The 21036-nt window shown below is 63.1% G+C and carries 14 protein-coding genes, 5 tRNA genes and 3 rRNA genes; 5 read left to right on the top strand and 17 right to left on the bottom strand.

Annotated elements, in window-relative coordinates; all coding sequences use genetic code 11:
- Positions 1 to 3 precede the first annotated feature (3 nt).
- The 8 genes from rpsJ to BMY12_RS14790 form a co-directional block, all read right to left on the bottom strand.
- Positions 4 to 321, bottom strand: coding sequence for a 30S ribosomal protein S10 (gene rpsJ, locus BMY12_RS14825; RefSeq protein WP_093287879.1), 318 nt, complete (start codon positions 319 to 321; stop codon positions 4 to 6).
- 153 nt (positions 322 to 474) lie between these two features.
- Positions 475 to 1668, bottom strand: coding sequence for an elongation factor Tu (gene tuf / locus BMY12_RS14820; RefSeq protein WP_093287876.1), 1194 nt, complete (start codon positions 1666 to 1668; stop codon positions 475 to 477).
- 108 nt (positions 1669 to 1776) lie between these two features.
- Positions 1777 to 1852: transfer RNA gene (locus tag BMY12_RS14815), tRNA-Thr, on the bottom strand.
- A gap of 28 nt (positions 1853 to 1880) precedes the next feature.
- Positions 1881 to 1954: transfer RNA gene (locus BMY12_RS14810), tRNA-Gly, on the bottom strand.
- 44 nt (positions 1955 to 1998) lie between these two features.
- Positions 1999 to 2084, bottom strand: a tRNA-Tyr gene (locus BMY12_RS14805).
- A 99-nt stretch (positions 2085 to 2183) separates the two neighbouring features.
- Entirely contained in the window at positions 2184 to 3464 is a 1281-nt protein-coding gene (gene purD, locus BMY12_RS14800; RefSeq protein ID WP_093287873.1) for a phosphoribosylamine--glycine ligase, read from the bottom strand.
- Positions 3465 to 3570: 106 nt separating this feature from the next.
- Positions 3571 to 4164, bottom strand: a complete 594-nt coding sequence (locus tag BMY12_RS14795) for a glycine zipper 2TM domain-containing protein (protein ID WP_093287870.1) — start codon at positions 4162 to 4164, stop codon at positions 3571 to 3573.
- 104 nt (positions 4165 to 4268) lie between these two features.
- A complete protein-coding gene (locus BMY12_RS14790) occupies positions 4269 to 5165 on the bottom strand; it encodes an alpha/beta fold hydrolase (RefSeq protein WP_093287868.1) in 897 nt (298 codons plus the stop codon).
- Positions 5166 to 5383: 218 nt separating this feature from the next.
- Here BMY12_RS14790 and BMY12_RS14785 point away from each other — a divergent pair, with 218 nt between their 5' ends.
- The 4 genes from BMY12_RS14785 to BMY12_RS14770 are packed head-to-tail and all read left to right on the top strand — an operon-like array spanning position 5384 to position 9503.
- Positions 5384 to 7171 (top strand): M61 family metallopeptidase, encoded by a 1788-nt coding sequence (locus BMY12_RS14785; protein ID WP_093287865.1) that lies wholly within the window; start codon positions 5384 to 5386, stop codon positions 7169 to 7171.
- 9 nt (positions 7172 to 7180) lie between these two features.
- Positions 7181 to 7825, top strand: a complete 645-nt coding sequence (plsY, locus tag BMY12_RS14780) for a glycerol-3-phosphate 1-O-acyltransferase PlsY (RefSeq protein WP_093287863.1) — start codon at positions 7181 to 7183, stop codon at positions 7823 to 7825.
- Positions 7810 to 8790 carry a bifunctional biotin--[acetyl-CoA-carboxylase] ligase/biotin operon repressor BirA gene (gene birA / locus BMY12_RS14775; protein ID WP_093287861.1) on the top strand — a complete coding sequence of 327 codons (981 nt, stop codon included), beginning with the start codon at positions 7810 to 7812 and terminating at the stop codon, positions 8788 to 8790. Before plsY ends, birA begins: the two co-directional genes overlap by 16 nt.
- Positions 8787 to 9503 (top strand): type III pantothenate kinase, encoded by a 717-nt coding sequence (locus tag BMY12_RS14770; protein ID WP_093287858.1) that lies wholly within the window; start codon positions 8787 to 8789, stop codon positions 9501 to 9503. The genes birA and BMY12_RS14770 overlap by 4 nt, the downstream gene beginning before the upstream one ends.
- A 9-nt stretch (positions 9504 to 9512) precedes the next feature.
- On the opposite strand, the gene BMY12_RS14765 is transcribed toward BMY12_RS14770, so the two are convergent.
- The 4 genes from BMY12_RS14765 to BMY12_RS14750 are packed head-to-tail and all read right to left on the bottom strand — an operon-like array spanning position 9513 to position 12982.
- Positions 9513 to 9824: a DUF4282 domain-containing protein gene (locus tag BMY12_RS14765; protein WP_093287856.1), complete on the bottom strand. Its 312-nt coding sequence runs from the start codon at positions 9822 to 9824 to the stop codon at positions 9513 to 9515.
- 16 nt (positions 9825 to 9840) lie between these two features.
- Complete coding sequence (locus BMY12_RS14760; protein ID WP_177189015.1) at positions 9841 to 11787, bottom strand: TadG family pilus assembly protein; 1947 nt, start codon at positions 11785 to 11787, stop codon at positions 9841 to 9843.
- 23 nt (positions 11788 to 11810) lie between these two features.
- Entirely contained in the window at positions 11811 to 12314 is a 504-nt protein-coding gene (locus tag BMY12_RS14755) for a TadE/TadG family type IV pilus assembly protein (protein WP_093287851.1), read from the bottom strand.
- On the bottom strand, positions 12311 to 12982 hold the full coding sequence (locus BMY12_RS14750) for a TadE/TadG family type IV pilus assembly protein (protein WP_218140220.1): 672 nt from the start codon (positions 12980 to 12982) through the stop codon (positions 12311 to 12313). Before BMY12_RS14750 ends, BMY12_RS14755 begins: the two co-directional genes overlap by 4 nt.
- Positions 12983 to 13068: 86 nt before the next feature.
- Between BMY12_RS14750 and hrpB the strand changes: the two genes are divergently transcribed.
- A complete protein-coding gene (gene hrpB, locus BMY12_RS14745; protein WP_093287845.1) occupies positions 13069 to 15552 on the top strand; it encodes an ATP-dependent helicase HrpB in 2484 nt (827 codons plus the stop codon).
- Between the two features lie 122 nt (positions 15553 to 15674).
- On the opposite strand, the gene rrf is transcribed toward hrpB, so the two are convergent.
- From rrf to BMY12_RS14720, 5 genes are all read right to left on the bottom strand, one after another.
- A 5S ribosomal RNA gene (gene rrf / locus BMY12_RS14740) occupies positions 15675 to 15789 on the bottom strand.
- Between the two features lie 118 nt (positions 15790 to 15907).
- A 23S ribosomal RNA gene (locus tag BMY12_RS14735) occupies positions 15908 to 18765 on the bottom strand.
- Between the two features lie 207 nt (positions 18766 to 18972).
- Positions 18973 to 19048 (bottom strand) — tRNA-Ala (locus BMY12_RS14730).
- A gap of 30 nt (positions 19049 to 19078) precedes the next feature.
- Positions 19079 to 19155 (bottom strand) — tRNA-Ile (locus tag BMY12_RS14725).
- Positions 19156 to 19277: 122 nt separating this feature from the next.
- Positions 19278 to 20807: ribosomal RNA gene (locus BMY12_RS14720) — 16S ribosomal RNA — on the bottom strand.
- The 16S, 23S and 5S rRNA genes sit together here with 2 tRNA genes alongside, the layout of an rRNA operon.
- Positions 20808 to 21036: the final 229 nt, after the last annotated feature.

Here is a 21036-nt window from a genome sequence, read left to right as displayed (position 1 = left end):
CTATTAGCTCAGCGAGATCTGGACTTCGACGCCCGCGGGCAAGTCGAGCTTGGACAGGGCGTCGACGGTCTTTTCCGTCGGGTCGACGATCTGCATGAGCCGCTTGTGCGTGCGGATCTCGTATTGGTCACGCGCGTCTTTATCAACGTGCGGGGAGACGAGGACGGTGAAGCGTTCCTTGCGAGTGGGCAGTGGGATCGGCCCACGGACGACGGCACCGGTGCGCTTCGCGGTCTCGACAATTTCCTTCGCCGACTTATCAATCAGACGATGGTCAAATGCCTTGAGCCGGATGCGAATAGATTGGCTGGTCGCGGCCATGCTTTGGTTTCCGGTTTAAAGAGCGGGGAACAAAAGGGGCGCGAATATTAGTCGCGCCCCGACTATTTGTAAAGCGTTTTGCGAAACCGCTGCGGGCCTGGGCGGTTTAGGTAGGCCGGCCCGCAGTGGCTTGTTCGCGATCCTGGATGAAACTTAGGCCAGGATCTTGGTGACGACGCCGGCGCCGACGGTACGGCCGCCCTCGCGGATGGCGAAGCGCACACCGTCTTCCATGGCGATCGGGCTGATCAGCTCCACCGTCATCTGCACGTTGTCACCCGGCATCACCATTTCCTGGCTGAACTGGATGCTGCCCGTCACGTCCGTGGTGCGGAAGTAGAACTGCGGACGATAGCCCTTGAAGAACGGCGTGTGACGGCCGCCCTCTTCCTTCGTCAGCACGTACACCTCGCCCTCAAACTTGGCGTGCGGCTTGATCGTGCCCGGCTTGCACAGCACCTGGCCGCGCTCCACGTCTTCCTTCTTCGTGCCGCGCAGCAGAATGCCCACGTTGTCGCCCGCCTGCCCCTGGTCCAGCAGCTTGCGGAACATCTCAACGCCCGTGACGATGGTCTTCTGCGTGTCGCGGATACCCACGATCTCCACTTCCTCGCCCACCTTCACGATGCCGCGCTCAATGCGGCCCGTCACCACCGTGCCGCGGCCCGAGATCGAGAACACGTCTTCGATCGGCAGCAGGAACGGCTTGTCCGTCTCGCGCTGCGGTTCCGGAATCCAGCTGTCCAGCGCGTCGTACAGCTCCTGCAGCTTGGCAACCCACTCCGCCTCGCCCGCAATCGCCTTCGTCGCCGAGCCACGGATCACCGGCGTGTTGTCGCCGTCAAAACCGTACTTGCTCAACAGGTCGCGCACTTCCATCTCGACCAGGTCCAGAAGCTCAGCGTCTTCCACCAGGTCGCACTTGTTCAGCCACACCACGATCTTCGGCACGTTCACCTGCTTGGCCAGCAGCACGTGCTCGCGCGTCTGCGGCATCGGGCCGTCCACCGCCGACACCACCAGAATCGCGCCGTCCATCTGCGCCGCGCCCGTGATCATGTTCTTCACGTAGTCGGCATGCCCAGGGCAGTCCACGTGCGCGTAGTGACGGCCCGCAGTCTCATATTCCACGTGCGAGGTCGCAATCGTCAGAATCTTCGTCGCATCGCGACGGCCCTGGCTCTCCGACGCCTTCGCCACCTGGTCGTAGGGCACGTACGTGCCACCAAACTTGTCCGACGACACCTTCGTCAATGCCGCCGTCGTCGTCGTCTTGCCGTGGTCCACGTGGCCAATCGTGCCCACGTTCACGTGCGGCTTCGTACGCTCAAACTTACCCTTTGCCATCGCGAAGTCTCCGTCTTTAGCTCAAACGCTGGGCCCAATCGGGCCGGATAAACAGCAATGCGAAAAGCGGCCGCGCCCCTTTGCCAAGGACCGCGTCCGCCGTTTGTATGGTGCCCACGAATGGAATCGAACCATCGACCTCACCCTTACCAAGGGTGTGCTCTACCGACTGAGCTACGTGGGCGAAACTTTATCTACACAACAGCCAAGGCTGGAGCGGGTGAAGGGAATCGAACCCTCATAGGAAGCTTGGAAGGCTTCTGCTCTACCATTGAGCTACACCCGCCCTTTCCCGCCACTTCACACGCACAGCACTGCAGCAATTCAAAATGGTGGAGGGAGGTGGATTCGAACCACCGTAGGCGTAAGCCAGCAGATTTACAGTCTGCCCTCGTTGGCCGCTTGAGTATCCCTCCGCACCCCGCCTGATGCTCGCTGCAAGAGCCCAATCGGGGGGCGGTATTCTCTTCACCACCCCGGCGCGCGTCAAGAAGAATCGCGCCTCGGCGCGATATTTAATTTTCGCGGGCGATGGCGCGATAGCCGATATCACGCCGGTACTGCACGCCCTGCCAGTGAATTTTTGCCACGGCAGCGTAGGCGGTCTGCTGGGCGGCACGCACTGTTTCGCCGCGCGCCACGACGCAGAGCACGCGCCCGCCGCTGGTCTGCACCTGACCGTCCGCCAGCGTGGTGCCGGCGTGGAAGACCTTGGCCGCGCCCAGATCCGCGTCCAGGCCGCTGATGACGTCGTTCTTGCGGATGATGCCGGGATAGCCGCCGGCCGCCATCACCACGCCCAGTGCCGGCTGCGGGCTCCAGCGCGGCTGTGCCTGCGCCAGCGTGCCGTCGACGGCAGCTTCGAGCAGGTCCAGCAGATCGGAGTCGAGGCGGAACAGGATCGGCTGGGTTTCCGGATCGCCCATGCGCACATTGAACTCCAGCACGCGCGGCTCGCCGCGGCCGTTGATCATCAGGCCGGCGTAGAGAAAGCCGGTGAAGGGCGCGCCCTCGGCGGCCATGCCGCGCAGCGTCGGCTCGATCACCTCGCGGCAGGCCCGCGCGTGCACCTCGGGCGTCACCACCGGCGCCGGCGAGTAGGCGCCCATGCCGCCGGTATTCGGGCCGCTGTCACCGTCGCCGATGCGCTTGTGATCCTGCGAGGAGGGCATCACCACATAGTCCTGGCCGGCGGCGACCACGATGAAGCTGGCCTCCTCGCCGTCGAGGAAATCCTCGACGACCACGCGCGCGCCGGCCTGGCCGAGCATCGCGCCGCCCAGCATGTCGCGCACCGCGGCCTGGGCCTCTGCCACGCTCTGCGCCACCACCACACCCTTGCCGGCGGCCAGACCGTCGGCCTTGACCACGATGGGCGCGCCGCGCGCGGCGATATAGGCCAGCGCCGGCTCAACCTCGGTGAACACGCGGTACTGCGCCGTGGGAATGCGGTGGCGTTCGAGAAAATCCTTGGTGAAGGCCTTGGAGGCCTCCAGCTGCGCGGCATTGCGGCGCGGCCCGAAGATGCGCAGGCCGGCGGCCTGGAAGGCGTCGACCACGCCCAGGGCCAGCGGCGCTTCGGGGCCGACCACGGTAAAGGCCACGCCTTCGGCCTGGGCGGCGGCCAGCAGTGCCGGCACGTCTTCCACGGCAATCGGCAGATTGCGGCAGCGCGCCTCACGGGCGGTACCGGCATTGCCGGGCGCCACCAGCACCTCGGAAATGCGCGGCGATTGCGCAAGCTTCCAGGCCAGGGCGTGCTCGCGTCCGCCGCCACCAATCACCAGAACCTTCATGGCCTGCCTCGCCCGCTGCTTGAAAAAAGGGGCGCTAGGGTACTCAAAAACAAAAAGCCGCGGCAGGTCTGCTCAGACCTGCCGCGGCCGGAAACAGCCGCAGCCTTCAGCGCGGCGCGATGCTGTTGCCGTCCACGCGCACGGGCTGACCCACCGCCAGACCATTGAGCGCCGGCACATTGATGGTGCGCGAGCCGCCCGCCTCCATGGAGATGGTCACGTCATAGGTGGTGGCCGCGCGGATCTGCTGCTCAGCCTTGTGTCCGGCATAGGCACCCAGCAGGGCGCCGGCCACGGTGGCGACGTCATTGCCCTTGCCCTTGCCGATCTGATGCCCGGCGACGCCGCCGGCAACGCCACCCAGCACCGCACCGGCGCCGCTGCCCTGCCCCGCCTGACGCACCTCGGTGATGTTGGCGATCGTGCCGCAGTCGTAACAGACGGCGGGCGCGGCCGGCTGCGGCGCGGGCTCATAGCTGGCCTGCGGCTGCGGCTTGGGCTTGTGCTTCGGCTTGGGGGCCGGCGCCGGTTCGGGCGCGGGAGCCGGTTCCGCAGCCGGTGCGGGCGCGGGCTCGGCGGCGGGCGCCTGCGCGGCCGGATCCGTGACCGGCGGCGGCGCTTCCTGCGGCTTGTTGCAGGCACTCAGCGCCAGCACCAGCGTCAGCGACGCGAGCGAACAGCGTAAAAATTTGGTTTTCATGTGAAGCCCCCTTCGATGAGACAGTGGTTGCATAGGTCGCGCAATCTAGTTCGCCCCGCTGAGTCCGACCTGAACATCCGGAATCGGCCAATATCACAATGCCGTCAGCGTCGCGGCCAGGTCAAGCCGCTGTGCCGACGGTGGAAGTCGAAAAATGCACGGATGACGCGATCCGGCGCTTCCAACTGCGGATAATGACCGATGCCTTCCAGCAGCACCCGTTCGGCAGCGGGCAGCACTTGCGCAAAGCGCGCGGCGGTTTCATCGCCCGCAACCGGATCGGCCTGACCGCAGATCAGCAGCAGCGGCACCGTGGTGCTCTGCATGGCGCCAACCCAGCGTTCGCGATGGCGCCGCCGTTCGGCCACATAGGCCAGCAGCCTGCGCAGCACGCGCCGTCCGTTCTGCCGGCACATCAGCGTCCAATAGTCATGCAGCTCGATGGGACCAGGCTGGGTCTGCGCACCGAACACCGCGCAGAACGAACGGTTGAAGCGGCGCTCGCCGCCGAAGCGCACCAGCAGAGAACCCAGCGGACTGCGCAGCAGCTTTTGGATCGGGCTTAAGCGATGCAGCTCCGGAAACAGGCCACCGTTGAGAAACACGCAGCTTTGCACCTGCGGTAGCTGCGCACCGTCCGCCTGCTGCATCCGCGCCAGCAGTTCCTGCGCAATGCTCACGCCGTAGCCATGCGCCAGCAGGTGGACCCGCGTGACGCCGCGCTCCCGCAGCAGCGCGACGCACAGATCGGTCTGCTCACCCAGGCTGTAGCGATGCCCGGCCGGCTTGTCGGAAAAACCCAGGCCCAGCAGATCGGGCGCCAGCACCTGCTCAAAGCCGGCGATCAGCGCCGGCCACATCGGCTCGAAGTCCCAGGAGCCGGTGGGGAAGTCGTGCAGCAGCAGCAGCGCCACATCACCCTGCCCGTGCGCCTGATAGAAAATCGAGTAGTTGTGGAAGGTGAAGTGCGCGCCGCTATCGCGCCAGCGGCTCAGGCTCATGCGGGTGGCGTCCCGTGTGCACGCCGGACTGCGTGCCGGCGCGCGGCAGTGCCCACCCGCAGCGCTCCTGCGGGCATCGCAATCATCGGCAGCGGGCGGCTGTGCCGCAGCCGGCGCGGGAACGAGGCTTCACTCATGAGCGCGAGCATACCCAATCGCCGGCACTGCGCGAGCCTGCAGGCATAATAGGCCGCGAGAAAAACCGACTGCCATCGTTCGTGACCGCCTCCGTCCGCTACACCGTTACGCCCGCCGATCTGCACGGGCACTACTACGAGATCGCTTGCGAGCTGGCCGCGCCGGACGCAGGCGGCCAGGTGTTCCGCCTGCCCGGCTGGCTGCGGGGCAGCTATCTGGTGCGCGACTTCGCCAAGCATGTGCTGGATCTGGAAGCCAGCTGCCAGGGGCGGCCGCTGGCCATCGAGCGCCTGGACAAGCGCTCGCTGCGCTGCGCGCGCAGCGCCGGCCCGCTGCTTCTGCGCTATCGCGTCTATGCCTACGACGAGTCGGTGCGCAAGGCCTGGCTGGACAGCCGCCGGGGGTTTTTCAACGGCAGCTCGCTGTTCTACTGCCCGGCCGGCTTCGAGCAGGCGGAATTCGAGATCGAGCTGCGCGCACCCGAAGATGCGCAGGCGGCGCGCTGGCGCGTCGCCACCACGCTGCCCGCGCAGCAAGTCGATACGCGGGGCTTCGGGCTTTATCACACCCTGGGCTACGAGGAGCTGATCGACCATCCGGTGGAGATGGCGGATTTCCAGCGCGTCGATTTCGACGTGGATGGCGTGCCGCATGCCCTGGTGCTCTCGGGCCGCGCCGAAGCCGATCTGCCGCGTCTGGCGCGCGATCTGAGCGCCATCTGCCACGTCGAGCGCGAGCTGTTCGGCCAGCAGCCGGCGCTGCCGCAATACCTGTTTCTCACCCATGTGGTGGCCAATGGCTACGGCGGCCTGGAGCATCGCGATTCCACGGCGCTGATCTGCTCGCGCCATGATCTGCCACGCCCGGGCGATGCGCGCACGAGTCGCGACTATCGCGGTTTTCTCGGTCTGTGCAGCCACGAGTATTTCCACCTCTGGAACGTCAAGCGCATCACCAGCGAGCGTCTGGCTGCCTCCGATCTGGGCAGCGAGGCCTACACCCAGGACCTCTGGCACTACGAAGGCGTCACCTCGTACTACGACGACCTGTTCCTCTTGCGCGCCGGCCTGATCGAGGCCGGCGCCTATCTCGATCTGCTGGCCGAGCAGGCCACGCGCCTGGAGCGCAGCCCGGGACGACGCCACCAGAGTCTCGCGGACGCCAGCTTCGAGGCCTGGATCAAGTACTACCAGCCGGACGAAAACAGCGCCAACTCGGGTGTGAGCTACTACGTCAAAGGGGCTCTGGCGGCGCTATGCCTGGATCTGCTGCTGCGCCGCGACACCCGGCTCTGCCTGGACGATGTGCTGCGTGCCGCCTGGCAGCGCTATGGCGCGCAAGGCATCGCCATGCCGGAGGGCGGCCTGGAACAGCTGGCCCAGGAAGTCTCCGGCATGGATCTGCGCGGTTTCTTCGATCTGGCCCTGCGCTCCACGCAGGAACTGCCGCTGGCGCAGCTGCTCGGCGAATTCGGCGTGCAGGCGCAGCGGCGCGCGGCCTATTCCGATCACGACAACGGCGGCAGCGTCGCCGGCGAGGCGCCGCGCTGCTACGCGGGCCTCAAGCTCAAGGCCGGGGACACGCGCGTGGCGCTGGTGCTGGAAGACAGCCCGGCGCAGCGTGCCGGCCTCTGCGCCGGCGATCAGCTGCTGGCCATCGACGGCCTGCGCATCGGCCTGGCCAACTGGTCGACGCGGCTGCAGGCCCTGCAGCCCGGGAAACCCTACACGCTGACGCTGTTCCGCGACGATGAACTCCTGCAACTGAGCTTCACGCCGGAAGCCCCGCCCGCTGACACCTGGAGCCTGAGCCTGATGAACGTCGAAGGCGAGATCGCCGCGCGTCGCAAGGCCTGGCTCGGCATCTGATCACGACCCATGTTCGACCTTCTGCTCAAAACCGCGCTGGCCTATCTGATCGGCAATCTCATGGGCGGCGCGCTGATCGGCCTGCTGCGCGGCGGCGTGGATCTGCGCAAGCAAGGCAGTGGCAACGTCGGCGCCACCAATGCCCTGCGCACCCAGGGTGCGAAGTTTGCACTGGGCGTACTGGCCATCGACGTCGCCAAAGGCGTGCTGGCGGCGCGCCTGGTGCCGCTGCTCGGCCCCTTCGGCACACCATTGCTGGATGGCGCGACGCAGGCCTATCTCTGCGGCGTGGCGGTGGCGCTCGGCCACTGTTACCCGCTGTTCTACGGCTTTCGCGGCGGCAAAGGCGTGGCGACATTGGCCGGCGTGTTCGGCGCGCTGCTCGGCCCGGCGCTGCTGTGGATGCTGGCGGTGTTCGTGCTGATTGTGCTGCTCAGCGGCTACGTCAGCCTGGCCACGCTCGGCGCCTGCCTCACCGCCATCGTCTGGACCGCGCTGGCGCCGGCCGGCCTGCACTCGGCCACCGGCGCCTTCACGCTGGCGATGGCGCTGCTGGTGGTCTGGAAGCATCGCGACAATATCCGCCGCCTGCTCGCGGGCAGTGAAAGCCGTTTTGAAAAAGCCCGGGTGCTGGGACGATGGCTGCGACGCTGAGTCAGCAGGAGCAGCTGGAGCTGCTGGATGCCCTGGCCGATGGCCAGTGGCATTCCGGCGAAGCCCTGGCCGCACGCTTCGGCGTGAGCCGCGCCGCGCTGTCCAAGCGTGTCGAGCGTCTGCGCGAATGGCAGCTGGAAGTCGAATCGCGCCAGGGCCTGGGCTACCGGCTCAGCGCACCGATCGAGCGCCTGGACGCGCAGCGCCTGCAGGCAGCGGTGCCACAGCTGCCGCTGCAGGTGCTGCCGATCGTCGAATCCACCAATACCCTGCTGCTGGCCTGCGGCGCCGAGCAGGATCCGCAGGCCCTGCTCGCAGAGTTCCAGAGCGGCGGACGCGGCCGGCGCGGCCGGCAGTGGATCTCCCCGTTCGGCGCCAATCTCTATCTCTCGCTGTCCTGGTCCTGGCCCAGCTGGCCGCGCCAGCTCACGGCGCTGTCGCTGGCGGTGGGCGTGGCCTGCGCGCAGGCACTGCGTCGCTGCGGCCTGAGCACCCTGCAGCTGAAATGGCCCAATGATCTGCTGGTGGCCGGCCGCAAGCTGGGCGGCGTGCTGATCGAACATCGCGGCGAGGCCGGCGGCAGCTGTCGCGTGGTGATCGGCATCGGCCTGAATCTGCGCATGGCCGCCACGCAGGGCGAGGCGGTGAGCCAGCCCTGGATCAATCTCGACGAAGCCCTGCGTCTGGAAAACCAGCCGCCGGCCGCGCGCAACGAGGTGGCCGCGGCGCTCCTGCAATCGCTCCACGGTTTGCTGGACGGCTATGCCGAACAAGGCTTTGCGGCGGTGGCGGCGCAGTGGTCGGCGCTGGATGCCTGTCGCGACCGGCCGGTGCTGATCGTGCAGCATGACCACACCCAGTCCGCCATCGCGCGCGGCGTGGACAGCGACGGCGCGCTGCTGGTGGACATCGAGAACCGCCGCGAGCGCCTGCTCTCCGGCGAAGTGAGCCTGCGCCCGGCATGAAGCTCCTGATCGACATCGGCAACACGCGCCTGAAATGGGCACTGGCCCGTGACGGCCAGTTCCTGGACCAGGGCGCCATCTCGCACGAAGGCGAGCCTGCGGGCGTGCTCGCGCAGCTGCCAGCCGCGCGCCTGTCCGCCTGCTGGATTGCGCAGGTCACGGGCCAGGCGCAGGAGGCCACGCTGCGGGAAGCGGTGCGCAGCCACTACGCCTGCGCCTGCGAGTTCGCGCGCAGCAGCGCGCAGTGGCACGGTCTGGTGAATGCTTATCGCGAACCCGAGCGCCTGGGCGTGGATCGCTGGCTGGCGATGATCGCGGCCTGGCATGAGCAGCGCGGCGCGGCCTGCGTCATCGACGCCGGCACGGCACTGACCGCCGATGTCATCGGCGCCGATGGTCGCCACCAGGGCGGCTTCATCGCCGCCGGTCTGCAGGCGCAGCAATCCGCGGTGCTGGGCACCACGCGCTTTGCCTTTCGCCAGGACGTTGACTACCAGAGCGGGCTGGGCCGTGATACCGAAAGCTGCGTGCGTCAGGGCGCGCTGCTGGCCTGCCTGGGCGCCATCGAGCGCGCCGCGCGTGCAGCGGGCCCCGCGGCGCACGGCCTGATCACTGGCGGCGACGCGCCGCTGCTGAGTCGCGAGCTGCCTGACCACTGGCAGCTGCGCCCCCTGCTGGTTCTGGAAGGCCTGGCCGCGCTCTCGGAAGGCTGAGCCGCAGCTTCAGCCGGACCGGGAAGCGTCCTCGGCTGCCCGCGTGTCCAGCAGCGCGCCGAGTCGCTCGTAGATGGCAAAGGCGAGAATCGCCAGCTCACAGACCACCCGCCAGCAGAGAAACAGCAGCGCCGCACCGACCAGCGTCCAGGCCAGCCCCGTCAGCCCGTCACCCACCAGCGAAAACGCCGTCCAGATGCGGCCGATGGCGGACAGCAGCAGCGCCACATTGCCAGCCCAGTAGAGCAGCAGGATCAGTCGCGGCGCCAGCATTTTGCGAAAGCGCAGCAGATCCGCCCATCGAAACGAATCGGTTTTCATCACCGCCCCCAGTATTTCAATTGACCAGCGTCGCGCCTGAATTGCAAGTCATGCGCGCACCGACATCGGTCTGCGCCAGCGTCACACCCAAGGTGTTGAGCAGGGTGTTCACCAGAGGATCGAGCAAAGGTGACAACACCGTGGCGACGGCCGTCTGCAGCAAGGGCTTGATGGTATCCAGCGTGGTGCCCACCAGCGAGATCACCAGGCCCAGCCCGCTCACCGGCGAGGTCGGCTGATAGATCTGGATGCCGGCGCCAGCCAGGGTCGCGCTCAGGCTGCTGACGATGTTCGAGGAGTTGATCGTCTGGTAGTACGGGTCTTCCTTGAGCGTCGGCAGATTGCTGGCAGCCGGCGCCACATAGTTCAGCGTCGCCGAACTGGCCGCCACCGAGGTATCGGTCTGCAGACCGATGCCGCCGCCCGCAAAGGGTACGCGCGCCCCGGAGAAGCAGATCGCCAGCAAGGTGCAGGTCTTGGTGACAGTGCCGATATCGACCAGGGGCACCGGGCTGACGGTGGGCGCAGCGCTGGACGCAAACACCTTGCTGATGGCGTCCGCATCGCTGGTGCCCATCTTGCCGATGCGCAGGGCCAGCGCAGAGGTATTGGCCGCCACGGTCAGGGATTTGTTGGTGCCGGCGTTGTCGCAGCTGTAGTCGGTGACATAGGCGCTGCCGGCGCCTGCGTCGACGTTGACGTCGATGCGGAAGGGCGGCGACAGAATCTGGATGTCGACCCCGGTTTGCGTGCACAGCACCAGACAGCTGAGCACCGCGACGAGATTCAGGTGCAGCAGATTGTTGAGCAGGTCGGTCACGGGCGAAACCAGATTGCTGACCGCCGTGGTCAGACCGGAGACCAGACTGGTGAGCGCACTGCTCAGACTCACCGAAATCAGCACACGAACCTGCGCATCCCGGACGTAGATCTTGTTGCTGCCCGTCGGATTGGCCTTGGCCAGGGCCGGGTTGCCGGTGGCCGAGATCTGCGGCGGCTGGATGATGCGTGCCGTCACGGTGGCGGCCGCCAGGCCGATCAGATTGATCGGCACCGAAACATTTATCGAACTGTTGTAGTTCGCCAGCTGCACCATGGCCTGCGCCAGCTGCAGGGCATTGAGGTCCATCGCCAGACCGGTCTGCTGCAGGCCGCTCTGCAGCGACAGCAGGCTGCCCAGCGTGAGATTGTTGATGGAGCCCACCGTGCCACCGATGCTGCCGATCAGAGAGTTGACGGCAATGCCGGCGGTGGAGCCGCTGCCCATGGCATCGACCATGGCGCCCAGCAAGGTGCCAAGCGTGGTGTTGGTGCTGAGCACCTGCGCGTAGTTGCCGGCGGACACGCCCAGACGCAGGGCCAGCGCGTCCATGTAGCTGAGCAGATTCACATTGGCGTTGACCAGGCCCTGCCAGCTGGCCAGGCTCAGATTGAGTGCCCCACCCAGCATGTTGCCGAGCAGAGAGTTGAGCAGGGCGCCCTTGCTGCTGTCGATCGAGACCAGCGCGCTGCGGATGGTGAGATTGGCCAGCGGCACGTTGCTGATGGCGATGGCATAGGCCGACATGGCGCGACCGCCCATCAGGAAGCGTGGCGGCGTCCCGGAAATGGTCACGCGAACAGCGTTCTGTGTGCCGGTGCCGGGCGTGCTGAACATCGTGCCCGCCGAGGAGTTCCACACCCCGCAGTCAACTGTGGTGGCGTAGCTGCGGCTGCCCAGATTCTGGCTGGCGTTGCTGCTGGCCGCGGTCTGCGCGGCGGCGCAGCTGGTCTGCAGGCTTTTGGCGCCCGCCAGCGCCGCGAGATCGGCAGCCTTCTGAAATTCGCGGCGGTAGAAATACATGGTGCCGATGTCTGCCAGCGACAGCAGAATCACCACGGCACTCAGGCCGATGGCGGCGAAGACGATGACCGAGCCGCCCTGCCGGCGCCGCTGCGCGCGAATGGCACTGAAAAAATTCATGAACGCAGGCATTTTGGGCAGACTCATTGCTTGACCACCGCACAGCCGATCAGGGTACTGGGCACGCCGATGTCGGAACCGACGCCTGGCAGCGTGATGGTCGGCAGCAGCCGCGTACCGGCACTGGTGCTGTAGGGATAGACGACGCGCACACGCAAGCTCCCGCTGGCGGCAACGCCGGCGCAGGACAGGCTGCTGTCCACGCTGATCTGCGGCAGGACATTGCTGGCGAGCCAGCTGCGGCGCGTGGCGTAGCTGCCGTTGCTGGCTGCCGGCGCCACGATCGAGTTGGCGAGGGAATTGAGCACCTCGTTCTTCACCGAGGTGTAGTCGCTGCTGTTGCTGAGGAAGTCCACGGCGCGCGCACCGTCCTCCGCCGCGCGGCTGACCGCCAGCTGCGTGTAGTACACCAAGCCCAGATTGATCAGACCGTAAAGCATCGCCACGAAGATCGGCAGCACCAGCGCAAACTCGAGCGCGGCGGCGCCAGCCTGTTCAGGACGCGCGGTGGCGGCGAGGCAGCTCATGCGGAAAAGGAGTTCCCGTCCACCAGCACGCGCGCCTGCCCGCGCAGGGTGGTGGGCACCAGCAGATTGAAGCCCGGCAGAGCCGGAATGAAGGGTGCGCTGCCGTAGGCATACGTCACGAGCACCACGACCTGACAGGCCGAGTTCAGATCCGTGCCACAGGTCGGCATCGTGCCTGAATAGCCGGCGCAGTCGGTGCCCGAGGCATTGCTGCCGATGACACAGACGCTGGTTGAAGCGGTGGCCGTGGTGGAACCCATCTTGATCCAGGCTGCCTGTGCGGTTGCCACCGCTGTGGCCGCCGTGATCCGTGCTTGCAGCTGTTGTTGCTGCCGGCTCACCTGACTGCTGCCCGCGGTGTACGTCACGCTTTGATACCGCAGCGCAGTCCGGGCGCCATCCTCGGCGGCCTGCTGCAGCCCCATGCGCACGAAGAAGATCATCCCGTAGCTGAGGATGGCGTAGAACAGCATGAACAGCAAAGGAAAGGTCAGGGCGAATTCGATCGCCGCTGCGCCGCGTTGCCGGGTTGCCTTGTCTGCCTTACCAGTCATCTGTGTTTCGCCCAATGTCCCCTTTGCCTCAAAATACACGCCGGCGACGGTGACGGCACCTCGGAAGCGCATCTGCAGAGCATCCACGATGGAACGCAGCGCCGTTGCAGACACCGATTTTCCGCCGGACGGCCATTTCGGGCTGATAGGCTAAACCGCTGCGGCCCGAGCCGCCCGACCTCTTCACCCTCGCCTGACCGATGCCCCCGAGCCTGCCTTCCCTGCCCGTGCTGGAGAGTCTGCCCGCTTTGCGCGCCAGTCTGTCCGCACAAGGCCGCGCTGTACTGTCGGCACCGCCCGGATCGGGCAAGACCACGCTGGTGCCGCTGGCACTGCTCGACGAGCCCTGGCTCAAGGGACGGAAAATCATTCTGCTGGAGCCGCGTCGCGTGGCGGCTCGCGCTGCCGCTGCGCGCATGGCCGCACTGCTCGGCGAAAGCGTCGGCGAGACAGTGGGCTATCAGATCCGCTTCGAGCGCCGCATCTCGGCCAAGACCCGCATCGAGGTGCTGACCGAAGGCTTGCTGACCCGACGCCTGCAGAGCGATGCCGATCTTCCGGGCGTCGGCTTGGTGATTTTCGATGAATTTCACGAGCGCAGCCTCGACGCCGATCTTGCGCTGGCCCTGAGCCTGGACGCCTGCGCCAATCTCAATCCGGAGTTGCGCCTGCTGGTGATGTCGGCAACGCTGGATACCGAACGGGTGGCAGCCTTGCTCGGTGGTGCGCCGGTGGTCGCCAGCGCGGGCCGGTTACACGAAGTCGCGATCCGGCATCTATCGATGGGCACCGAGCTGGAGCATGGCGAAGCGGTGGCTCGCGTCTGCCTGCAGGCGCTGGAACAGACGCAGGGCGATATCCTGGCCTTCCTGCCCGGGGCACGCGAAATCCGCAACGCCCAGGGCAGCCTGCATCAGCGTCTGGGCGAGCGCATCGCGCTGCGGCCGCTGATGGGCGAGCTGAGCAGCACGGAGCAGGATCTGGCCCTGCAGCCGGATCGTGAAGGGCGCCGCAAAATTATTCTGGCCACCAATATTGCGCAAACCAGTCTGACGGTCGAGGGCGTGCACACCGTCGTCGATGGCGGACTGGTCCGCGTTGCACGCTTCGACCTGGGCGCGGGCGCGGATCGACTCGAAACCCAGCGCGTATCGCGCGCTTCCGCAGAACAACGGGCCGGACGCGCGGGCCGTCTGGGCCCTGGCAGCTGCTACCGGCTCTGGAGCCGCGACCAGCACGCCGCACTGGCGCCTCACGATACGCCGGAGATTCTGGCGGTTGATCTGACGCGCTTTGCGCTGGAACTGGCCGCCTGGGGTCTCGGCGATCCGGCTGCCCTGGCACTGCTGGACCCGCCGACGAGCGCCAACTGGCAATACGCGATCGAGCGCTTGCGCGACTTGGAAGCGCTCGATGCCAAAGGCCGCATTAGTGCGCACGGACGCGCTTTGCTCCGCCTGCCGACCACACCGCGCCGCGCACACATGCTGCTCAAGGCCACGCGCGAAGGCCTTGGCGAAACCGCGATCTGGGTGGCAGCCGTACTCGAAGAACGCGGCGCCGCGGACAGTGATCTGAACCTGCTGATCGAGCGCTATCGGCGCGGACAGGCAGAGCAGGCAGCCAAGCGCCGCGTGGAGGACAACGTGCGGCAACTGCGCCGCATGCTCGGTCCTGGGGATGCGGAACACTTCAACGACCAGGCCGTCGCGCGCGTATTGAGCTGGGCCTATCCGGAACGCATTGCACAGCGGCGTGAAGGGCAGCGCACGCAGGACGCTGTGTTCCTCTGCGCGGACGGCGGTGAGGCACGTCTGCACGAACGCGATGCGCTGGCGCATCAGGCCTGGCTGGCAATCGCCCACTGGGATCCGGGCCCACCGAGGCGCATACGCCTGGCCTCGGCGCTGTCTGAAACGCAGCTGCGACAGGATCATCAGGAACAGCTGCGCTGGCAGAACGTGGTGAGCTGGGATGCGGCCAATGCCGCCGTCACCAGCGAGGCACAGCGGCGCCTGGGCGCCATCATCCTGGAGCGCAAGCCGCTGCGCGGCGAAGAAGTCGCGGCAGCCACCCGCCAGGCGGTGCTCTGCGCCATCCACCAGCTGGGGCTGCAGACCTTGCCCTGGCAGGAAGAGCACCGGCAATGGCAGCTGCGCGTGCAATGCCTGCGGCGCTGGCGTCCGGAGCTGCAGCTGCCGGATGTCGGCGACGAGCATCTCGCCCAGACGCTGGAGCAATGGCTGATGCCGTATCTGGATGGCGTAAGCCGCAAGGAGCATTTCACGCGCATCGATTTGCGTGCGGCCTTGTCAGCCTTGCTCAGCTACGAGCAACAACAGGCACTGTCACGCTACGCGCCCACGCAGCTTGAAGTCCCGACTGGCTCGCACATCCGCCTTGAATACCGGCAAAGCGAGCCCCCGCTGCTGTCTGTGAAACTGCAGGAGATGTTTGGCTGCGCCAGTACGCCGACCATCAACGAGGGCCGGCAGCCGGTGGTGCTGCAGCTGCTCTCGCCAGCACAAAGACCCATTGCGGTAACCCAGGATCTCGGCGGCTTCTGGGCACGCAGCTATGCCGAAGTGCGCAAGGATTTGCGCGGACGTTATCCGCGCCATCCCTGGCCGGACGACCCGCTCGCCGCGAGCCCGACACGTCGGGCCAAGCCTCGCGGCAGCTGAACTCCAGCGGCCGGCTCTCTCCGAGAGCCTGCGAGCATCTGGTTTTTGGGATTCTTGGTGTTTTTCGCGAGGCACAAAAGAAAAACCCCGATGCATTTGGCATCGGGGTTTTTGGTTTAAGACCCTGGCAGTGTCCTACTCTCACATGGCAGCTGCCACACTATCATCGGCGCTGAGTCGTTTCACTTCCGTGTTCGGGATGGGAACGGGTGGTTCCAACTCGCTATGGCCGCCAGGGAAACTGGCCGAGAAACTGACTTGCGGTCAATTTCTCGAATTCGGTTTTGGTAGTTGAACACTGAAGCACATTTCTCAATGCCTTCAGTTCTTAACGGTAAAAATGCTTGAGCGTTATATGATCAAGCCTCACGAGCAATTAGTACGCGTTAGCTTCATGCATTACTGCACTTCCACATCGCGCCTATCAACCTTGTGGTCTACAAGGGCTCTTCAGGGGACTTAAAGTCCCGCGAGATCTCATCTTAAGGTGGGCTTCCCGCTTAGATGCTTTCAGCGGTTATCCCGTCCGTACATAGCTACCCAGCGATGCCACTGGCGTGACAACTGGAACACCAGAGGTACGTTCCACCCGGTCCTCTCGTACTAAGGTGAACTCCCTTCAAATCTCGAACGCCCACGGCAGATAGGGACCGAACTGTCTCACGACGTTCTGAACCCAGCTCGCGTACCTCTTTAACCGGCGAACAGCCGGACCCTTGGGACCGACTACAGCCCCAGGATGAGATGAGCCGACATCGAGGTGCCAAACACTGCCGTCGATATGGACTCTTGGGCAGTATCAGCCTGTTATCCCCGGAGTACCTTTTATCCGTTGAGCGATGGCCCTTCCATACAGAACCACCGGATCACTTAGACCTACTTTCGTACCTGCTCGACTTGTTTGTCTCGCAGTCAAGCTAGCTTATGCCTATGCACTCAAGAGCGCGATTTCCGACCGCGCTGAGCTAACCTTCGCACTCCTCCGTTACTCTTTGGGAGGAGACCGCCCCAGTCAAACTACCCACCATACAATGTCCCTGTCCCGGATAACGGGACGAGGTTAGAAATTCGAGTTTACCAGGGTGGTATTTCAACGACGCCTCCATCAGAGCTAGCGCCCTGATCTCAAAGGCTCCCACCTATGCTACACAAGCAAACTCAAACTCCAGTGTAAAGTTATAGTAAAGGTTCACGGGGTCTTTCCGTCTTGCCGCGGGAACACTGCATCGTCACAGCGATTTTAATTTCACTGAGCCTCGGATGGAGACAGTGGGGCTATCGTTACACCATTCGTGCAGGTCGGAACTTACCCGACAAGGAATTTCGCTACCTTAGGACCGTTATAGTTACGGCCGCCGTTTACTGGGGCTTCGATCAAGAGCTTCGCCTTGCGGCTGACCCCATCACTTAACCTTCCAGCACCGGGCAGGTGTCAGACCCTATACGTCCACTTTCGTGTTTGCAGAGTCCTGTGTTTTTGATAAACAGTCGCAACCCCCTCTTCACTGCGGCCCGCTTGCGCGGGCGTGCCTTCTCCCGAAGTTACGGCACTAATTTGCCGAGTTCCTTCATCCGAGTTGTCTCAAACGCCTTAGGATACTCTCCTCGCCCACCTGTGTCGGTTTCGGGTACGGATTCTTGATGCCTGAAGCTTAGAGGTTTTTCTTGGAAGCGGGGTATCAGGTACTTCGTCTCAAAAGAGACTCGTCATCACCTTTCAGAATTGACCTCCCGGATTTGCCTAAGAGGTCTTCCTACGGGCTTAAACTACCATCCAACAGGCAGCTACCCTAACCTTCTCCGTCACCCCATCGCAGCATCAACAAGTGCTGGAATATTAACCAGCTTTCCATCGACTACGCCTCTCGGCCTCGCCTTAGGATCCGACTCACCCAGCGCCGATTACCGTTGCGCTGGAACCCTTGGGCTTACGGCGAACGGGTTTTTCACCCGTATTGTCGTTACTCATGTCAGCATTCGCACTTCTGATACCTCCAGCAAACCTTACGGTTCACCTTCACAGGCTTACAGAACGCTCCTCTACCACGCATATTGCTATGCATCCGCAGCTTCGGTACACCGCTTGAGCCCCGTTACATCTTCCGCGCGGGCCGACTCGACCAGTGAGCTATTACGCTTTCTTTAAATGATGGCTGCTTCTAAGCCAACATCCTGGCTGTCTTAGCCTTCCCACATCGTTCACCACTTAGCGGTAATTTTGGGACCTTAGCTGGCGGTCAGGGCTGTTTCCCTTTTCACGATGAAATTTAGCTCCCACCGTGTGTCTCCCATGATTGCACTTGTCGGTATTCGGAGTTTGCAACAGTTGGGTAGGAACTTGTGCTCCCCCCAGACCGTAACAGTGCTCTACCCCCGACAGTGATACATGAGGCGCTACCTAAATAGCTTTCGAGGAGAACCAGCTATCACCCGCCTTGATTAGCCTTTCACTCCTATCCACAAATCATCGACTACCTTTTCAACGGGAGTTCGTTCGGGCCTCCAAGTGGTGTTACCCACTCTTCACCCTGTTCATGGATAGATCGACGGGTTTCGGGTCTACTCCCAGCAACTATTCGCCCTATTAAGACTCGGTTTCCCTACGGCTCCCCTATACGGTTAGCCTTGCTACTGAGAAGTAAGTCGCTGACCCATTATACAAAAGGTACGCCGTCACCCTTGCGGGCTCCGACTACTTGTACGCATCCGGTTTCAGGTTCTATTTCACTCCCCTCTCCGGGGTTCTTTTCGCCTTTCCCTCACGGTACTGGTTCGCTATCGGTCGACAACGAGTATTTAGCCTTGGAGGATGGTCCCCCCATGTTCAGACAAGGTTTCACGTGCCTCGCCTTACTCAATTTCATTTCACATGCCTTTTCGCATACGGGGCTATCACCCACTATGGCCAGCCTTTCCAGACTGCTTTGCTAAGACATACAAAACTTTTGGGCTGATCCGCGTTCGCTCGCCACTACTAGCGGAATCTCGGTTGATTTCTTTTCCTGCAGGTACTTAGATGTTTCAGTTCCCTGCGTTAGCTTCCGCCACCTATGGATTCAGTGACAGATAGGGCCAAAAGCCCTGGGTTGCCCCATTCGGAAATCCGCGGGTCAAAGCTCGTTTGTCAGCTCGCCGCGGCTTATCGCAGACTACTACGTCCTTCATCGCCTGTTGTCGCCAAGGCATCCACCAGATGCGCTTGTTCACTTGATCATATAACCTCAAACATTCTTTCGAACGTCGAAGCCTAGATCTCACTCGACAATCTTCGCCGTTAAGCACCTATGGCATTGAGTTCAACTAGCTTTACGCTAATCAACTAATGACAACAGTGTTCAACTACTAAACCGTATTGTTAAAGAACAGATCTACTCACGTAGATTCGGGAAAACATTCACAACAAATGCTTTCCGGAATCGGTGGTGGAGCCAGTCGGGATCGAACCGACGACCCTCTGCTTGCAAAGCAGATGCTCTCCCAGCTGAGCTATGGCCCCGGATACCCGATTTGTGTGTATTCGCTAGGTTGGTGGGTCTGGCTGGATTTGAACCAGCGACCCCACGCTTATCAAGCGTGTGCTCTAACCAGCTGAGCTACAGACCCCCAGGTCAAACCGTGCGATTTCAAACCTGTTTCGGGCAGAACCGCACGTGCTTCCGCGGCTCTCGATACTTAGTGCAAGTGACTTGTGTTGGATGCTCCCAAGGCGCTTTGAAGCGTACTTGAAAGGAGGTGATCCAGCCGCAGGTTCCCCTACGGCTACCTTGTTACGACTTCACCCCAGTCATCGGCCACACCGTGGTAAGCGCCCCCCTTGCGGTTAGACTACCTACTTCTGGTGCAACAGACTTCCATGGTGTGACGGGCGGTGTGTACAAGGCCCGGGAACGTATTCACCGCCGCAAATGCTGATCGGCGATTACTAGCGATTCCGACTTCACGAGGTCGAGTTGCAGACCTCGATCCGGACTACGAACAGCTTTTTGGGATTAGCTCCACCTTGCGGTTTGGCGACCCTCTGTACTGTCCATTGTAGTACGTGTGTAGCCCTGGGCATAAGGGCCATGATGACTTGACGTCATCCCCACCTTCCTCCAGTTTGTCACTGGCGGTCCCCTTAGAGTGCTCAACTAAATGGTGGCAACTAAGGGCAAGGGTTGCGCTCGTTGCGGGACTTAACCCAACATCTCACGACACGAGCTGACGACAGCCATGCAGCACCTGTGTCTAGGTTCCCTTGCGGGCACTCCCACATCTCTGCAGGATTCCTAGCATGTCAAGCCCAGGTAAGGTTCTTCGCGTTGCATCGAATTAAACCACATACTCCACCGCTTGTGCGGGCCCCCGTCAATTCCTTTGAGTTTCAACCTTGCGGCCGTACTCCCCAGGCGGAGAACTTATCGCGTTAGCTGCGACACCGACTTGCTGAGCAAACCGACGTCAAGTTCTCATCGTTTACGGCGTGGACTACCAGGGTATCTAATCCTGTTTGATCCCCACGCTTTCGTGTCTCAGTGTCAGTACAGGCCCAGGCGGCTGCCTTCGCCATTGATGTTCCTTCCGATATCTACGCATTTCACCGCTACACCGGAAATTCCACCGCCCTCTACCGTACTCTAGTCTTTCAGTCTCGGAAGCAGTTCCCAGGTTGAGCCCGGGGATTTCACAACCGACTTGAATAACCACCTACACACGCTTTACGCCCAGTAAATCCGATTAACGCTTGCACCCTCTGTATTACCGCGGCTGCTGGCACAGAGTTAGCCGGTGCTTATTCTTCTGGTACCGTCAAGGTCGGAGATATTAGCTCCGACTTTTTCTTCCCAGCCTAAAGTGCTTTACAACCCGAAGGCCTTCTTCACACACGCGGCATTGCTGGATCAGGCTTGCGCCCATTGTCCAATATTCCCCACTGCTGCCTCCCGTAGGAGTCCGGACCGTGTCTCAGTTCCGGTGTGACTGATCGTCCTCTCAGACCAGTTACTGATCGTCGCCTTGGTAGGCCATTACCCTACCAACTAGCTAATCAGACATAGGCTCCTCTAAAGGCGCAAGGTCTTGCGATCCCCTGCTTTGGTCTCTCGACATCATGCGGTATTACTCCAAGTTTCCCTGGGCTATCCCCCACCTAAAGGCAAATTCCTATGTGTTCCTCACCCGTCCGCCGCTAGATGTATTGCTACACCCCGCGCGACTTGCATGTGTTAGGCATGCCGCCAGCGTTCAATCTGAGCCAGGATCAAACTCTCCACTTTAAAGGTGTAAAGCTAGATCCAAATAACAGTCCCAGAACGTGGCTAAACGCTCCAGAACCATCGAAGAGTCATCTTCGATAAGCTCAATCAACTTTGGCTTACGTTGATACTCTCATGTTGCAATGGCTTCGCCATCACCATGGGAGCACCCACACAAATCACTTGCTTTGTTCTTAAAGATCAGGCCACTCAGCTTCGCGCTTTTCTTCAGCGCCGCCGTGCAGCGGGG

This window comes from Solimonas aquatica (assembly GCF_900111015.1).
Taxonomy (GTDB): domain Bacteria; phylum Pseudomonadota; class Gammaproteobacteria; order Nevskiales; family Nevskiaceae; genus Solimonas; species Solimonas aquatica.
The sequence above is the reverse complement of the archived record's forward strand: the minus strand, read 5'-3'. Positions and strand labels throughout refer to the sequence as shown.

What these genes read in the sequence shown, in the direction of transcription:
- BMY12_RS14765 (WP_093287856.1), bottom strand. Translation starts at nt 9,824, where the DNA reads ATGAAAACCGATTCGTTTCGATGGGCGGATCTGCTGCGCTTTCGCAAA.
- BMY12_RS14790 (WP_093287868.1), bottom strand. Translation starts at nt 5,165, where the DNA reads ATGAGCCTGAGCCGCTGGCGCGATAGCGGCGCGCACTTCACCTTCCAC.
- BMY12_RS14770 (WP_093287858.1), top strand. Translation starts at nt 8,787, where the DNA reads ATGAAGCTCCTGATCGACATCGGCAACACGCGCCTGAAATGGGCACTG.
- purD (WP_093287873.1), bottom strand. Translation starts at nt 3,464, where the DNA reads ATGAAGGTTCTGGTGATTGGTGGCGGCGGACGCGAGCACGCCCTGGCC.
- plsY (WP_093287863.1), top strand. Translation starts at nt 7,181, where the DNA reads ATGTTCGACCTTCTGCTCAAAACCGCGCTGGCCTATCTGATCGGCAAT.
- birA (WP_093287861.1), top strand. Translation starts at nt 7,810, where the DNA reads ATGGCTGCGACGCTGAGTCAGCAGGAGCAGCTGGAGCTGCTGGATGCC.
- BMY12_RS14755 (WP_093287851.1), bottom strand. Translation starts at nt 12,314, where the DNA reads ATGAGCTGCCTCGCCGCCACCGCGCGTCCTGAACAGGCTGGCGCCGCC.
- BMY12_RS14795 (WP_093287870.1), bottom strand. Translation starts at nt 4,164, where the DNA reads ATGAAAACCAAATTTTTACGCTGTTCGCTCGCGTCGCTGACGCTGGTG.
- BMY12_RS14760 (WP_177189015.1), bottom strand. Translation starts at nt 11,787, where the DNA reads ATGAATTTTTTCAGTGCCATTCGCGCGCAGCGGCGCCGGCAGGGCGGC.
- rpsJ (WP_093287879.1), bottom strand. Translation starts at nt 321, where the DNA reads ATGGCCGCGACCAGCCAATCTATTCGCATCCGGCTCAAGGCATTTGAC.
- tuf (WP_093287876.1), bottom strand. Translation starts at nt 1,668, where the DNA reads ATGGCAAAGGGTAAGTTTGAGCGTACGAAGCCGCACGTGAACGTGGGC.
- hrpB (WP_093287845.1), top strand. Translation starts at nt 13,069, where the DNA reads ATGCCCCCGAGCCTGCCTTCCCTGCCCGTGCTGGAGAGTCTGCCCGCT.